The following is a 14371-nucleotide window of genomic DNA, read 5'->3' on the forward strand; positions in this document are numbered from 1 at the left end:
ACTCCAGTATGAAAACCCGCAATTTCCTACTTCCCGTCGCCACGGCAGGCATTTTGGCTATCACCCTTTCGGCGTGTGGCGGCGGAGGTGGCGGCACTACCAGCGGCAGCGACGCCGCCTCGCAGGGCCTGGACGGGCGCGGCCCCATTACTTACGTTCAGGGCAAGGACAACAGCAACGTGGTCCGCCCGCTGATCGACAAGTGGAACGCCGCCCACCCGAACGAAAAGGTCACCTTCAAGGAGCAGACCGACCAGGCCGACCAGCAGCACGACGACCTCGTCCAGCACTTCCAGGCCAAGGACCCCGGCTACGACGTCGCGAGCGTCGACGTCGTCTGGACCGCCGAATTCGCCGCCAAGGGCTGGCTGCAGCCGCTCAAGGACAAGATGGCGCTGGACACCTCGGCCATGCTGAAGCCGACCGTTGATGCCGCTTCCTACAAGGGCACGCTGTATGCGGCACCGGAATCATCCGACGGCGGCATCCTGTACTACCGCAAGGACCTGGTCCCCACGCCCCCGAAGACCTGGGACGAGATGATGAGCATGTGCTCCATCGCCAAGACCAACAACATCGGCTGCTACTCCGGCCAGTTCAAGAAGTATGAGGGGCTGACCGTCAACGCCTCCGAGGCAATCAACTCCGCCGGCGGAGCCGTGCTGGACGAGAACGGCAAGCCCAACCTGCTCACCGCGGAGGCAAAGGCCGGCATGGCCAACCTGACCAAGGCCTACGCAGACGGCTCGATCCCGAAGGAAGCCATCACGTTCCAGGAAGAGGAAAGCCGCCAGGCATTCCAGGACGGCAAGCTGCTGTTCCTGCGCAACTGGCCCTACGTCTACAACCTGGCCACCACCGAAGGCTCCTCCAAGGTCAAGGACGTCCTGGGCATGACCGCACTCCCCGGCAAGACCGGTCCGGGCGCCTCGTCCCTCGGCGGCCACAGCGCCGCGATCAGCGTCTACTCCAAGAACAAGGCCACCGCGGTGGACTTCCTGAAGTTCCTCACCACCGAAGAGACCCAGAAGTTCTTCGCCACGCAGGGTTCGCTCGCACCGGTGCTCGGCAAGCTCTACGACGACAAGGAGCTCGTCGCCAAGCTGCCGTACCTGCCGGTCCTGAAGACCTCGATCGAGAACGCCGTGCCGCGCCCGGTCACCCCGTTCTACCCGGCCGTCACCAAGGCCATCCAGGAAAACGCGTACTCGGCCATCAAGGGCGAGAAGACTGTAGACGCGGCCCTGTCCGACATGCAGAAGTCCATCGAGTCCGCTAGCGCGGGACAGTAGGTCCATCATGGCAACTGAAGTAGGCCCGACGTCGGTCAAGGCACCGGCGTCGGGCGGGGCACCGATCCACCACGCACCCAAGGGTGTTGGGGAGGACAACCGCATCGCGACGCAGGGGCGCTGGGCAGCTTGGCTGCTGGCGCCGACCATCCTCGCATTGTCGGTAGTGATCGTGTATCCGATCATCACCGCCATTGTGATGTCATTCCAGAAGGATGCCGGTCTGGACCCCGCTACGGGTCTCTTCGTTGAGGGTGGCCCGGCCGGCTTCTCGAACTACTACAACTGGATTTTCCAGCAATGCCCGGCACCGTCCGGCGGAACCGTTGACTGCCCGCCGGGAACCCTCGGCGCGCAGTTCTGGTCCGCCACCGGCACCACGTTCTTCTTCACCATCGTGACGGTGGCACTGGAGACCGTGCTCGGCTTCTGGATGGCCGTCATCATGGCACGGGCCTTCAAGGGCCGCAGCCTGGTCCGTGCAGCCGTCCTGGTGCCGTGGGCCATCCCCACCGCCGTGACGGCCAAGCTGTGGCTGTTCATCTTCGCCTTCGAAGGCATCGGCAACAAGCTCTTCAACACCACCGTCCTATGGACCGGCAGCGAATGGCCGGCCAGGTGGGCCGTGATCATCGCGGACGTCTGGAAGACCACGCCGTTCATGGCGCTGTTGATTCTTGCCGGCCTGCAGATGATTCCCGCGGAAGTGTACGAGGCGGCCAAGGTCGACGGCGCCTCAGCCTGGCAGCGGTTCCGGATGATCACCCTGCCGCTGGTGAAACCGGCGCTCATGGTGGCCATCCTGTTCCGCACCCTGGACGCGCTGCGCATGTTCGACCTCCCGTACATCCTGACCGGCGGAGCGAACAACACCACCACGCTCTCCATCCTGGTGATCAACCAGATCAGGCAGGGCTTCAACGCGGCGGCGGCTTTGTCCACCATCACGTTCATCATCATCTTTCTGGTGGCTTTCATCTTCGTGCGCTTCCTCGGAGCGAACGTGGTGGAGCAGCAGACCGGCGCAGGTAAGGGGAAGAAATGACCGCCGCGACGAGCGCCGCAACCGAGCTGCGCGCAGAGCAGGACCGGGGGCGGAAGGCCGCGCAGAACCGCGAGAAGTGGGCCCAGAGCCGGACCTACATCAGTGCGGTCGTGATCCTCTTCTGGTGCCTGGCTCCGGCCTACTGGATGGTGGTGACGGCGTTCCGCGACGTCGGCTACACCTACGACACCTCGATCCTGCCGACTCACATCACGCTGGACAACTTCAAGACGGCGTTCGACACGTCCTTCGGCAACCACTTTGGCCAGGCACTGCTGAACAGCTTGTTCATCGGCACCGTCGTCACCCTGGTGTCGCTGGTGATCGGCGTGTTTGCCGCCTACGCACTGGCCCGCTTGAACTTCAAGTTCAAGTACCTTGTGCTGGGCTTCATCCTGGGCGCTTCCATGTTCCCCGGCGTCGCCCTCATCACCCCGCTGTTCCAGCTCTTCACGAACATCGGCTGGATGGGCACCTACCAGGCCCTGATCATCCCGAACATCTCGTTCGTGCTGCCGCTGACGGTCTACACCATGACCTCCTTCTTCCGGGAGATGCCGTGGGAGCTCGAGGAATCGGCCCGGGTGGACGGCTGCACGCAGGGACAGGCCTTCCGGAAGGTCATCATGCCGCTGGCCGCACCGGCCATCTTCACAACCGCCATCCTGGCCTTCATCTCCTCATGGAATGAATTCCTGATCGCCAGCCAGCTTTCGTCCGACGCAACGCAGCCGGTCACCGTGGCCATTGCGAGCTTCGCCGGTGCGCAGCCGAACCAGATTCCGTACACCGCCATCATGGCTGCGGGCACTATTGTGACCATTCCCTTGGTCATCCTGGTGCTGGTGTTCCAGCGTAAGATTGTCGCGGGCCTCACGGCCGGCGCGGTTAAGTGACTGAGGCGTGATGACTGACGAGCAGAACCAGGGTCACGTGCCGGCGACGCGTCGAAAGGTGCGCTCCGGCGAGGACTTCGACATCATCATCGGGTTCCTCGGCTTTTGGGCCGTGGTGCTGCTGGTGGTCACTGTCTGGATGGAAGTGACCGCCCAGCCAGCCCTCTTCTGGGCCCTGGGTCTGCTCGCCATGTTGCTGGCCCTCTACGGGATGATCCGGCTGCGCCGGCGTTTGCCGCGCCGGACGGCCAGCCGGCACTCCTAGCAGGGGGACAGCAGCCGGCAGGAGCCGGGCAGCAGCCGGGCAGGATTATTCAGCCGCCGGGGGGAGGCGGACGCAACACGTCTGCGGGCAGCCGCCAGGCTTCCACGGACCGTTAATTAGGGGGCACAGGTGGCACGGACGGAACGGGCGCAGCGCGGAGGCCACTCGGGCGTCAGCATTGAGGATGTCGCCGCCGCTGCGGGCGTGTCAACGGCCACCGTATCCCGTGCCGTTCGGGGACTGCCCCGTGTTTCCCCGGCAACCCGCGAGAAGATCCTCGGCATCGCCGAATCCTTGGGCTACGTCGCGTCGTCCTCGGCGTCCGGCCTGGCGACGGGCCGGACCAAAACCATCGGCGTCCTGGCCCCGTTCGTCAGCCGCTGGTTCTTCTCCAAGGCCATCGAGGGAGCCGACCGGGAACTCCACTCCCGGCAGTACAACCTTTCCCTCTTCAACCTCGGCGGCCACGGCAGCCACCGTGAACGGCTCTTCAGCAAGACCATGGTCTACAAGCAGATCGACGCCCTGCTGGTCCTCTGCATGGCGCTCACCCACGAGGAAATCGAGCATCTCCAGAAAATCGACATCCCGCTGGTGGTGGTGGGAGGCCACGTCGAGGAGTGCCCCTACATCGGCATCGACGACTACGCCGCGGCCGCCACCGCAGTGCGCCACCTGATCGGGCTGGGCCACACGGACATCGCGCTCCTGCACGGCGACGACGAAACCGACCTCAACTTCGACGTCCCCAGGGTCCGGATCCAGGCTTTCCACGACATCATGGGCGAGGCGCGGCTGCCCGTCCGGGCCGAATGGGACCTCTGGGGGGACTTCACCGTCCGCAGCGGTCAGGAGGCATTCCGCCGCCTCTGGGCCACCGGCGGTGCCAAGCCCACAGCAATCTTCTGCGCCTCCGATGAGATGGCCATGGGCGTCATCTTCGAGGCCAACAAAGCCGGTGTGCGCGTCCCGGAGGACCTCTCGGTCATCGGCATCGACGACCACGACTTCGCCGAGGCCATGGGCCTGACCACAGTCGGGCAGCGCCCGGACCAGCAGGCCGAACTCGGCACCAAAATGCTGCTGGACGAGCTCGACGGCATTTCCGGCTCCGTGCAGTCCGCTGTGGCGCCGCACCGGCTGATTATCCGGACGACGACGGCGCCGCCTCTGCGCCAGTCCGCGCGGCTCAGCTAGCGGAGTTCGGGCCGCGCTAGGACGCGCGGGCCAGCTGGCGGATCGGCACCCAACGCGAGGCCAGCCGGCGGTAGGCCGCGGCGGCGCCGGTCATGTCCCCCTCCGCCAGGCACTCGATGCCGAGGCGTACGTCCAGCGGCGAATCATCCGGATAGACCTTGTCTGCCACCCCGCCGTAGTCGAGTTCCACCGCCGAGTCCGGGTGGAAGAGCTCAAGCCATTCCGTTAACTGGGTCAGGTCCTCAAGCATGTCGAGATCGGGCGCGGCGAGGGCCAGGTGCGCCACCGCATAGCTCACCCGCTCCAGCGCGTTGCTGATGCCGGCGCGGATGCGGACCGTCACAATGTGGCCGTCGGCTTCGACGACGTCGGTGGGATCCGATTCCTGGAAAAGGCAGAACCAGCTGAACGGAATGCCCCACGTGGACGCCCTGGTGTGGACCCGGCTCAGGCCATCGTGGGCGCGCACCTCATCAATGCGTTCCTGGTGTTTGTCCCGCTGTTCTTCCGGGATCAGCAGCTGGGCCAGGGGCCCGTGGATGCCTTCCATCAGGGCATTGGCGGCCAGCCCGGCGCGGAGGACCAGCTGGCTGGGGCAGTACAGCAACCGGTCGGGCTGCGGGGCGGCCGCAGTCCCGGACCCGGCGGCGTCGTGCGCTGCGCCGGACGGGGTCCGCCTGGCCGGAGCCGCGACAACGCGCACCAGATCGGTCCGGCCGGTGGGAAACGGATCCCCGTCGGGCCGGGTGATGCGGCCCAGGGACGCCAGCAGCTCGGCGTTCTCCACAGCCGCGCGGGACGCCTGGCCGGCGCCGGCGGCCCTCAGGGTTTCCTGCTGTTGTTCGGGGAACGCCTCGAGGGGCTCGTAGATCCGGAGCGCGGAAGAGAACGGCAGCCCGGACTGTCCGTGGTAGATGCTCCCCGTCATTGGATCACGACGCTTCCCTGGCCGGCAGCCATTAGTCCGCCAGTTCCGCAATCACCGGGGCGTGGTCCGAGGCGCCCTTGCCCTTGCGCTCCTCGCGGTCGATCATCGCACCGGTGACCCGTGCCGCCAGGGCCGGGGAGGCGAGGATGAAGTCGATCCGCATGCCCTCCTTTTTCGGGAAGCGGAGCTGCGTGTAATCCCAGTAGGTGTAGACGCCGGGCCCCGGGGTGTGCGGGCGGACGACATCCTGGAAGCCGGCCTCCTCGAAGGCATGGAAGGCGGCCCGCTCAGGCTCACTGACGTGGGTGAGGCCCCCGGAGCGGAAGTAGTCGATGTCCCAGACGTCATCATCCAGGGGGGCGATATTGAAATCGCCCATCAGCGCAATCTGCGCCTCGGGGTCCTCCTTGACCCAGGTGCCGGCGTGGTTTTTCAGGATGTCCAGCCAGTTGAGCTTGTAGGGCATGTGCTCATCGTCGAGGGCGCGGCCGTTCGGCACATAGAGGCTCCAGACCCGGACGCCGCCGCACGTGGCGCCGATGGCGCGGGCCTCCTGCACGGCGTCCTTGCCGCTCTTGCCGAACACGGGCTGGTCCAGGAAGGTGCGTTCGACGTCGTCGAGTCCCACCCGGGAGGCGATCGCGACCCCGTTCCACTGGCTCAGGCCGAAGTGCGCCACCTCGTAGCCCATGTTCTCGAAGAGCTCCCAGGGGAAGTTATCGTCCTTGCATTTGGTTTCCTGGATGGCCAGGACGTCGCAGTCCGTGCGCTGAAGCCAGGACTCCACACGGTCGGCGCGGGCACGGAGCGAGTTCACATTCCAGGTAGCAATCTTCACAGTCCCTAACTTACCGAACTTGGCCCCCGGACGAAGCCGCCGGCCGGCTCCGTCCTCTGGAAATTAGTAGGAAGTCCGAGTATATTCGGCTGCAGAGATGATCTAGGTCACATGCAAAGGAGCATTCGGTCATGGTTCGAGAACTATCCCATTACATTGACGGGCAGCGGGTTGAGGGAACCTCCGGCCGGTTCAGCGACGTCTATGATCCCTGCACCGGCGAGGTCCAGGCCCGGCTGCCGCTGGCCAGCACCGAGGAGGTGCGCAACGTCATCGCCAGCGCCGAAAAGGGGCAGGTGGAATGGGCCGCGATGAATCCGCAGCGCCGCGGCCGGATCCTGCTCAAGTTCGTGGACCTGGTCAACGAGCACATGGACGAACTCGCCACCCTGCTGTCCTCCGAGCACGGCAAGACCTTCCCGGACGCCAAGGGCGACATCCAGCGCGGCATCGAAGTGGTCGAGTTCGCCGCCGGCGCCCCGCACCTGCTCAAGGGCGAGTTCTCGGACAACGCCGGAACCGGCGTCGACGTGCACTCGATGCGCCAGCCCCTCGGCGTCGTAGCCGGCATCACGCCGTTCAACTTCCCGGCCATGATCCCGCTGTGGAAGTCCGGGCCGGCGCTCGCCGCCGGCAACGCCTTTATCCTCAAGCCCTCCGAACGGGATCCCTCCGTGCCGCTGCGGCTGGCCGAGCTCTTCACCGAAGCGGGCCTCCCCGATGGCGTCTTCAACGTCGTCAACGGGGACAAGGAAGCGGTGGACGCGCTGCTGGAGGATCCCCGGGTCCAGGCCATCGGGTTCGTCGGCTCCACGCCCATTGCCCAGTACATCTACGCCACCGCCGCGGCGAACGGCAAGCGCGCGCAGTGCTTCGGCGGCGCCAAGAACCACATGGTGATCATGCCCGACGCGGACCTGGACATGGCCGCGGACGCCCTGATCGGGGCAGGCTTCGGCTCCGCGGGCGAGCGCTGCATGGCGATTTCGGTGGCCGTTCCGGTGGGCCAGAAGACCGCGGACGTCCTCGTGGAGAAGCTGCAGGAGCGGATCGCCGGCCTCAAGGTCGGCCACAGCCTCGCCAAGGACTCCGATTTCGGCCCGGTGGTGGCGGCCTCCGCGAAGGACCGGATCGAAGGCTACATCGCCTCCGGCGTCGAAGAAGGTGCGAGCCTGGTGACCGATGGCCGCGGCCTGAAGGTGGAAGGCTACGACGGCGGCTTCTGGATCGGACCCACGCTGTTCGACAACGTCACGAAGGACATGAAGATCTACAAGGAGGAAATCTTCGGCCCGGTCCTCAGCGTGCTCCGCGCCGAAGACTACGACGAGGCCCTCCGGCTCTGCAGCGAACACGAGTTCGGCAACGGCGTGGCCATCTTCACCCGCGACGGCGACGCCGCCCGGGACTTCGCCAGCCGGGTCCAGGTGGGCATGGTGGGCATCAACGTCCCCATCCCCGTGCCGATTGCTTACTACACCTTTGGCGGCTGGAAGGCGTCCGGATTCGGCGACCTCAACCAGCACGGGGCCGACGCCTTCCGCTTCTACACGAAGACCAAGACGGTCACCAGCCGCTGGCCGTCCGGTATCCGCCAGGGCGCCAGCTTCATCATGCCGGAAGGCAGCTGATGGGGGCGGACGTTGCGCGGGTAGCGGACAGTGGAGCAGCGGCAGGCGAACCCTTGGCCGGGGAAGCAGGGGAAGTGACGTTTGAACGGCGCGGCCACCTCGGCGTCGTGACCCTCAACCGGCCCGCGGCCGTCAACGCCCTGACGGCCGGCATGGCCGCCGCGATGCTCGAACAGCTCACGCTCTGGGCCGACGACGACGCCGTGGCTGCGGTGCTGGTCCGCGGCGCCGGGGACCGGGGCCTCTGCGCCGGCGGTGACATCGTGGCCATCTACCGGGACATGCTCGACGGCGGGGACGCCACCGCAGACTTCTGGGCCGTCGAGTACCGGCTGAACCTGCTCATCTCCGAATACCCCAAGCCGTACGTCGCGTTCATGGACGGGCTGGTGTTGGGCGGCGGCGTGGGGATCTCGGCCCACGGCTCCGTACGGATCGTCACCGAACGCACCCGCACGGGCATGCCCGAAACGACGATCGGGTTTGTTCCCGACGTCGGCGGCACCCTGCTGCTCTCCGGCTCGCCGGGGGAGACCGGCACCCATGCGGCCCTGACCGGAGCCCACCTGAGCGGCGCGGACGCACTGTTCCTGGGCCTCGCCGACTGCTTCGTGCCCTCCGGCCGTTTGCCGGGCCTGGCGGCAGCGCTCGAAACCGAGGCGGCCGAGGCCGCTGTGGCCCGATTCGCCGAACCGGCACCGGCTTCAGTCCTGGCCGCACAGCAGGAATGGATCGACGCCTGCTACTCCAGCGACGACGCCGAGGAAATCCTGCGCCGGCTGCGGGCCTTCGGTGGAGAGGCGGGCGGGGAGGCCGCCGCAGCCGCTGACACCATCGAGGCCAAGTCGCCGACGGCGGTCAAGGTGGCGCTGGAATCCCTGCGCCGGGTCCGCGGCCTGAGCCTGGAGCAGGCGCTGGAGCAGGAGTACCGCGTCGGCCTGCGCTTCCTTGACGGCCCGGACTTCCGCGAAGGCATCCGCGCCCAGGTGGTGGACAAGGACCGCAATCCCCGCTGGAAGCCCGCCACCCTTGCCGAGGTCACCGGGACGGACGTCGCGGCCTACTTCGCCCCGATGGGCGGGCGCGAACTGAAACTCTCTCCGAAAGAGAACAACGCGGAGAACAACAAGGAGAAGAACCATGTCTGACGCAGGAGCCCCGGATACCGGCACCATCGCCTTCCTCGGCCTGGGCCACATGGGCGGCCCCATGGCCGTCAACCTGGTCAAGGCCGGCTACCGGGTGACCGGCTTCGACGTCGTGCCGGCGGCCCTGGACGCCGCCCTGGAGCACGGCATTCCCACTGCCGGGACGGCTGTCGAGGCGGCGGCGGGCGCCGCCGTCGTGCTGACCATGCTGCCCAGCGGCAAGCACCTCCTTGACGCCTACCGCGGCACGGGCGGTACGCCCGGCCTGCTCGAAGCCGCCGCCCCGGGCACCATGTTCCTGGATTGCTCCACCATCAACGTGGACGAGGCCCGCGAGGCCGCAGAACTCGCGGTCGCGGCCGGCCACCGCGCCGTCGACGCCCCCGTGTCCGGAGGTGTGGTGGGCGCCGAGGCCGGCACGCTCACATTCATGGTCGGTGCCCTCCCGGAGGACTTCGAGGCCGTCAATCCGCTGCTGGAAGTCATGGGCAGGCGGGTGGTCCACTGCGGCGCGCACGGTGCCGGCCAGGCGGCCAAGATCTGCAACAACATGATCCTGGGCGTCTCGATGATCGCCGTCAGTGAGGCCTTTGTGCTGGGCGAGAAGCTCGGCCTGACCCACCAGGCGCTGTTCGACGTCGCTTCCGCCGCCTCGGGACAGTGCTGGGCGCTGACCACTAATTGCCCCGTGCCCGGTCCGGTCCCGACGAGCCCCGCCAACCGGGACTACCAGCCTGGCTTCGCCGGGGCGCTCATGGCCAAGGACCTCAACCTGGCCCTCAACGCGTTGCAGAGCACCGGCGTCGCGGCCCGGCTCGGGCCGCTCGCGGCCGAAATTTACGATACGTTTGCCGCGGAAGGCGGTGCCGGCCGGGACTTCTCGGGCATCATCACCGACATCCGGGAAAAGTCGGAAGCAGGCAAATCCGAGGCAGGCACGGCCGGGCACTAGTCCCGGACCGAAGCCAACGCGCAACATCAGAACCAGAACCAGACCAGCACCACCGAAGGGGACCACCCATGACGGAACAGTACGCAAACATCCTGGTGGAGCGCCGCGGCCGCGTGGGCCTCGTGACGCTCAACCGGCCCGAGGCCCTCAATGCCCTGAACAAGGCCACGATGGACGAGCTGGTGAAGGCAGTCGCCGGGATGGACGCGGACCCGGGGGTCGGTGCCGTGGTGGTGACCGGTTCGGCGAAGGCCTTTGCTGCCGGCGCGGACATCAAGGAAATGCAGTCCAAGGGCTACATGGACATGTACGCGGCGGACTGGTTCCGCGGCTGGGAGGACTTCACCCGGCTCCGCATCCCCGTCGTGGCAGCCGTGTCCGGCTTCGCGCTCGGCGGCGGCTGCGAGCTGGCGATGATGTGCGACTTCATCATCGCCGGGGACAACGCCAAGTTCGGCCAGCCGGAAATCAACCTTGGCGTGCTCCCCGGCATGGGCGGCTCGCAGCGCCTGACCCGCGCAGTGGGCAAGTCCAAGGCGATGGACATGATCCTGACCGGCCGCTTCATGGACGCCGAGGAGGCCGAACGCGCGGGCCTCGTGTCCCGGGTGGTCCCCGCCGCGGACGTCGTCGAGGAGGCACTGAAGGCCGCCGAGGTGATCGCGTCCAAATCCAAGCCGGTGGCGATGGTGGCCAAGGAAGCGGTGAACGCCGCGTTTGAGACCGGGCTTGCCCAGGGCGTGCTGTTTGAACGGCGCGTGTTCCACTCGCTGTTCGCCACCGAGGACCAGAAGGAAGGCATGGCCGCCTTCACCGAGAAGCGGCAGCCGGAGTTCAACCACCGCTAGGCGGCACCGGCCGGCCGCGGGAGCGGCGGGGCGGCCTCAGGTGAAGATGTCGGCCACGTACCTGCCGTGGGTGCGCTCCACCTCATCCATCCAAGCCTCGGCCTCCGCCTTGGCGGCGCCGGTCGCTTCCTGGTAAATGAGGGCGCACGTGTCCCGGACCTGCGGCGCCATGTGCTTGCCGTCGCCGCAGACATAGACCGTGGCGCCCTGCCGGACCAGCTCGACGACGTCGGCCCGGTCTGCCCAGAGCCTGTCCTGGACGTATTTCAGGCCGTCCTCCGGTGCGGTGGAAAAGACCGGCCGCAGATCGAGGTTGGCTTGGTCCGCCCATGACGCGAGTTCCGAGCGGTAGAGGAAGTCGGTGTCCGGGGCGCGGCAGCCGAAGAACAGCAGGGCAGGTGCCGGCGTCGTCTCCTCGGCCTCGGCCCGCAGCGCCCGGTCCTGGACGAACCCGCGGAAGGGGGCCAGTCCCGTCCCCGCGCAGACCATGATGAGCGGGACCGCCAGGGACGGCGGCGGGTGGAAGGCCGCGTTCGAGGGGCGGACAGTAACCGCGACCCTTGACCCGGGCCTGGCCTGGGCGAGGTAGGTGGACGAGGCCCCTTCGAAGACCCCGCGGCCGGACCACGCCGGAGCCTGGATGACGGCGAAGGTCAGGGTCACGTGGTCGGGGCTCCAGAGCGGGGACGAGGAGATGGAGTACCGCCGGGGGGTCAGCTGGGTCAGCAGTTGCAGGAACGAGGTGAACGACAGCTGGCATGACGGATACGTCTCCAGCAGGTCAAGGATGGAAACGCGCCTGTCGAGGATCTCGGCCGCGTACCGCCCGCGGTCCTGGGCCAGGGCCTCAAGTTCGGCGCGTTGGGCAGGATCGGCCGCGACATCCGCCAGGTCCTCGAGCTGGGTGCGGGTGGCGGGGACTGCGAGCTCCACGTAGCTGCTCAGCAGTTCGCCCACGGCCACCGGCGCGCCCGTGGGCAGGAAGGTGTCCCCGCGCTCCATGGTCAGCTGGACGTGCGAGTCGTAGTCGAGGTTGAAACGGGCCAGGGCCCGCTGCACGAGTTCGCTGGGATTCAGGGGCAGCACGGCCAGATAATCCCCGGTCCGGTAGCTCATCCCCTCGGGCAGGGCGATCTCGACATGCCGCTTGGACCGGGCGCCGGGCTTGGCCAGATCGACCAGTTCCCGGTTCGCGACGACGGTGCCCAGCGCCAGCCCGTTCTGGCGCAGCATCGGGTCCCGGACGTTGCCGACGAACTGCAGTTCCAGCTCGGGTTGAGCTGTCGGCTGGCTGGTCCGCTGCCCCAGGGCGGCGTCCACGGCCGGCCAGAATCCCGCGTACCACTCTTCGAAATCGCCGAAGAAGTCGCCGCGGGCGTTGGCTTCGCCCCGGGCATAGATCCGCGTGGCACCGGCAGCCTCGAGCCGGGCGTCGATGGCCTTGGGCACCTCCTGGTACGTCCTCGCCCAGTCCTTGTTGCCGTTGCCGAAGACCGTGTACCGGACCCCGGCGAGGGCGCCCGGCCGCAGGCCCTCGGTCCAGGCCACGAATTTTCGGGCGTTGTCCGGCGGCTGCCCCTCGTAGGAGGACGTCACGATCGCGACGAGCCCCTCCGTGGGCAGCCCGCCGGCCGCCTCGTCGAGCGGACCGATGGTGGGGCTGTAGCCGCGCCGTCCGGCGTCGTTGGCGAGGCGCTGGGCGAAGTCCTTGGACGTGCCTGCATTGGAACCGTAGAGCACCCGGATCGGGACGCCGTTGGGCGCGGCGGCCGCCGCTGCGGCTTCGGCCTGCCGTGCCTGTTCGACGTCGGCCCGGGGGCTGGCCGCGATGGTGACGTCCCGCCTGCGCACGTGGATGAACAGCCCTTCAGGCTTCATGGTCAGCGTGTGTTTGATCTGCAGCTCATAGCCCGGGTCCGCCGCCGTGACCTCGAAGCGCTGCAGGAGCTTGGCCAGGAAGAGCATGGCCTCCTGCAGGGCAAATCCCCGGCCGATGCAGGAGCGCTGTCCGTTGCCGAAGGGCTTCCAGGCATTGGCGGGGATTTCGGCGGCCCGTTCCGGGGAGAACCGCTCCGGGTCAAAGATGCCGGCGTCCTCGCCCCAGGCCGCCTTGTCCCGATGCAGTTGCGGGATCAGGACCATGATGGGCTGGCCCGCGGGGACTTCGTAGCGGCCGCCGAGCGTCGTGTCCTCGTAAGGAGTCACGTTGAACGCCGGAGCGGTGGGCCACAGCCGAAGCGTTTCCTTAAGGATCTGGTCCAGGTATCCCAGCCGGGGCAGGTGCTCGAACCTGGCGCTTTCGGTACCAAGGACCTCGTCCACTTGTGCACGCGCCTTGGCCAGGACGCCCGGATGGCGCAGCAGTTCGTAGAGTGTAAAGGACAGCAAGCCGCTGGTAGTCTCGTGCCCGGCGATCAGGAAGGTGACCATCTGATAGCGGATGTTTTCATCGGATAGACGCTCACCGGTCACCGGGTCCGCCGCGCTGAGCATGGTGTCCAGGATGTCTTCGCTGCCCGGCGCGCTGGGGTTGCGCCGCCGGTCGCTGATGATCTGTTCGGCGACCTCGAACATCAGGGCATGGTCTTCTTCGAGCTGGTGCCGCCTGCGCAGCATGATCTTGTTCTGCACCGGGAGCCTGCGCGCCCGGTCCCCGGACTCAACCAGGGCGCGGACCATGGCGCCGACGAACGGGTGCATCTCCTCCCGGTAGAGGCTGTTGAACCGGTAGCTGAACGAGCACAGGGCGATGGTGTCCAGCGTCAGGCGGGTGGTGCTGTCCGGAATGTCGATCCGCGCCGTGGGGCCCAGCCTCTCCCACTTGAGCAGCAGCTGCTCAACGATGTCGTCCATGCCGGCGAACATCCGCTTCAGCGCTGCAGGCCCGAACGCCGGCATCAGGATCCGGTGTGCCTTTTGCCAGTTGGGTTCCTGTGTATCTGCGGTGAACAGGCCGTCGCCGGCGAACTGCCTCACCTGCCGAAGGGCAACGCCCAGCACTTTGCCGAACCGGGACTCGTCGCACACCTCGTCGACGAGCTGCTGGGAAGAGATGGCGACGATACTGCGGTTGAAGAACTGGATGCGGACTATGGGGCCGTACCGCTCGGCCAGCTCGACTATTCCCAGGATTCCCTTGCTGGAGTCGATGTCCGGCAAATTGCCGACCACCGGCCTCGTGGGAGGCTGCGGTATGGGGACGCTGGGCGAAGTCATGGCCACTCCTAGGCGATCGCCAATGAACGCGCTGTGAGCACTGCTTGCTGCCTGGCCGGACGGAACCGTCCTGCCGGAACCACGATACTCCGGTCCGATCCCGCACAAAATAGCT

12 protein-coding genes are annotated in these 14371 nt (G+C 67.2%); 9 read left to right on the plus strand and 3 right to left on the minus strand.

Annotated features, from left to right (window positions below; genetic code table 11):
- The first annotated feature begins 8 nt into the window (after positions 1 to 8).
- The 5 genes from AC1DGD_RS05885 to AC1DGD_RS05905 all read left to right on the plus strand — a co-directional run bounded on the left by AC1DGD_RS05885 (position 9) and on the right by AC1DGD_RS05905 (position 4695).
- Complete coding sequence (locus AC1DGD_RS05885; RefSeq protein WP_028277787.1) at positions 9 to 1292, plus strand: ABC transporter substrate-binding protein; 1284 nt, start codon at positions 9 to 11, stop codon at positions 1290 to 1292.
- A 7-nt stretch (positions 1293 to 1299) separates the two neighbouring features.
- On the plus strand, positions 1300 to 2337 hold the full coding sequence (locus AC1DGD_RS05890) for a carbohydrate ABC transporter permease (protein ID WP_026266860.1): 1038 nt from the start codon (positions 1300 to 1302) through the stop codon (positions 2335 to 2337).
- Entirely contained in the window at positions 2334 to 3233 is a 900-nt protein-coding gene (locus AC1DGD_RS05895; protein WP_223914586.1) for a carbohydrate ABC transporter permease, read from the plus strand. Before AC1DGD_RS05890 ends, AC1DGD_RS05895 begins: the two co-directional genes overlap by 4 nt.
- 10 nt (positions 3234 to 3243) lie before the next feature.
- The gene (locus AC1DGD_RS05900) at positions 3244 to 3498 is read left to right on the plus strand and encodes a hypothetical protein (RefSeq protein ID WP_079552393.1); all 255 of its coding nucleotides are present in this window, start codon (positions 3244 to 3246) and stop codon (positions 3496 to 3498) included.
- A 129-nt stretch (positions 3499 to 3627) separates the two neighbouring features.
- Positions 3628 to 4695 carry a LacI family DNA-binding transcriptional regulator gene (locus AC1DGD_RS05905; protein WP_476856191.1) on the plus strand — a complete coding sequence of 356 codons (1068 nt, stop codon included), beginning with the start codon at positions 3628 to 3630 and terminating at the stop codon, positions 4693 to 4695.
- A 16-nt stretch (positions 4696 to 4711) separates the two neighbouring features.
- Here the strand turns inward: AC1DGD_RS05905 and AC1DGD_RS05910 are convergent, their stop codons facing one another.
- Positions 4712 to 5623 (minus strand): DUF8083 family protein, encoded by a 912-nt coding sequence (locus AC1DGD_RS05910; RefSeq protein ID WP_476856192.1) that lies wholly within the window; start codon positions 5621 to 5623, stop codon positions 4712 to 4714.
- Positions 5624 to 5654: 31 nt separating this feature from the next.
- Positions 5655 to 6461 (minus strand): exodeoxyribonuclease III, encoded by an 807-nt coding sequence (locus AC1DGD_RS05915; protein ID WP_476856193.1) that lies wholly within the window; start codon positions 6459 to 6461, stop codon positions 5655 to 5657.
- Between the two features lie 131 nt (positions 6462 to 6592).
- Between AC1DGD_RS05915 and AC1DGD_RS05920 the strand changes: the two genes are divergently transcribed.
- From AC1DGD_RS05920 to AC1DGD_RS05935, 4 genes are all read left to right on the plus strand, one after another.
- On the plus strand, positions 6593 to 8092 hold the full coding sequence (locus AC1DGD_RS05920) for a CoA-acylating methylmalonate-semialdehyde dehydrogenase (protein ID WP_476856194.1): 1500 nt from the start codon (positions 6593 to 6595) through the stop codon (positions 8090 to 8092).
- The gene (locus AC1DGD_RS05925) at positions 8092 to 9240 is read left to right on the plus strand and encodes an enoyl-CoA hydratase/isomerase family protein (RefSeq protein WP_476856195.1); all 1149 of its coding nucleotides are present in this window, start codon (positions 8092 to 8094) and stop codon (positions 9238 to 9240) included. The genes AC1DGD_RS05920 and AC1DGD_RS05925 overlap by 1 nt, the downstream gene beginning before the upstream one ends.
- A complete protein-coding gene (mmsB, locus tag AC1DGD_RS05930) occupies positions 9233 to 10192 on the plus strand; it encodes a 3-hydroxyisobutyrate dehydrogenase (protein ID WP_476856196.1) in 960 nt (319 codons plus the stop codon). The genes AC1DGD_RS05925 and mmsB overlap by 8 nt, the downstream gene beginning before the upstream one ends.
- Before the next feature lie 68 nt (positions 10193 to 10260).
- Positions 10261 to 11040 (plus strand): enoyl-CoA hydratase, encoded by a 780-nt coding sequence (locus AC1DGD_RS05935; RefSeq protein WP_223914579.1) that lies wholly within the window; start codon positions 10261 to 10263, stop codon positions 11038 to 11040.
- A gap of 36 nt (positions 11041 to 11076) precedes the next feature.
- On the opposite strand, the gene AC1DGD_RS05940 is transcribed toward AC1DGD_RS05935, so the two are convergent.
- Complete coding sequence (locus AC1DGD_RS05940; RefSeq protein ID WP_476856197.1) at positions 11077 to 14256, minus strand: bifunctional cytochrome P450/NADPH--P450 reductase; 3180 nt, start codon at positions 14254 to 14256, stop codon at positions 11077 to 11079.
- Positions 14257 to 14371 lie beyond the last annotated feature (115 nt).

The sequence above is a fragment of the Arthrobacter sp. 05T45 genome, from assembly GCF_056395875.1.

Excerpts from the sequence above, each read along its gene's own strand:
- AC1DGD_RS05885 (WP_028277787.1), top strand. The coding sequence starts at position 9 with ATGAAAACCCGCAATTTCCTACTTCCCGTCGCCACGGCAGGCATTTTG.
- AC1DGD_RS05890 (WP_026266860.1), top strand. The coding sequence starts at position 1,300 with ATGGCAACTGAAGTAGGCCCGACGTCGGTCAAGGCACCGGCGTCGGGC.
- AC1DGD_RS05895 (WP_223914586.1), top strand. The coding sequence starts at position 2,334 with ATGACCGCCGCGACGAGCGCCGCAACCGAGCTGCGCGCAGAGCAGGAC.
- AC1DGD_RS05900 (WP_079552393.1), top strand. The coding sequence starts at position 3,244 with ATGACTGACGAGCAGAACCAGGGTCACGTGCCGGCGACGCGTCGAAAG.
- AC1DGD_RS05910 (WP_476856192.1), bottom strand. The coding sequence starts at position 5,623 with ATGACGGGGAGCATCTACCACGGACAGTCCGGGCTGCCGTTCTCTTCC.
- AC1DGD_RS05920 (WP_476856194.1), top strand. The coding sequence starts at position 6,593 with ATGGTTCGAGAACTATCCCATTACATTGACGGGCAGCGGGTTGAGGGA.
- AC1DGD_RS05925 (WP_476856195.1), top strand. The coding sequence starts at position 8,092 with ATGGGGGCGGACGTTGCGCGGGTAGCGGACAGTGGAGCAGCGGCAGGC.
- mmsB (WP_476856196.1), top strand. The coding sequence starts at position 9,233 with ATGTCTGACGCAGGAGCCCCGGATACCGGCACCATCGCCTTCCTCGGC.
- AC1DGD_RS05935 (WP_223914579.1), top strand. The coding sequence starts at position 10,261 with ATGACGGAACAGTACGCAAACATCCTGGTGGAGCGCCGCGGCCGCGTG.
- AC1DGD_RS05940 (WP_476856197.1), bottom strand. The coding sequence starts at position 14,256 with ATGACTTCGCCCAGCGTCCCCATACCGCAGCCTCCCACGAGGCCGGTG.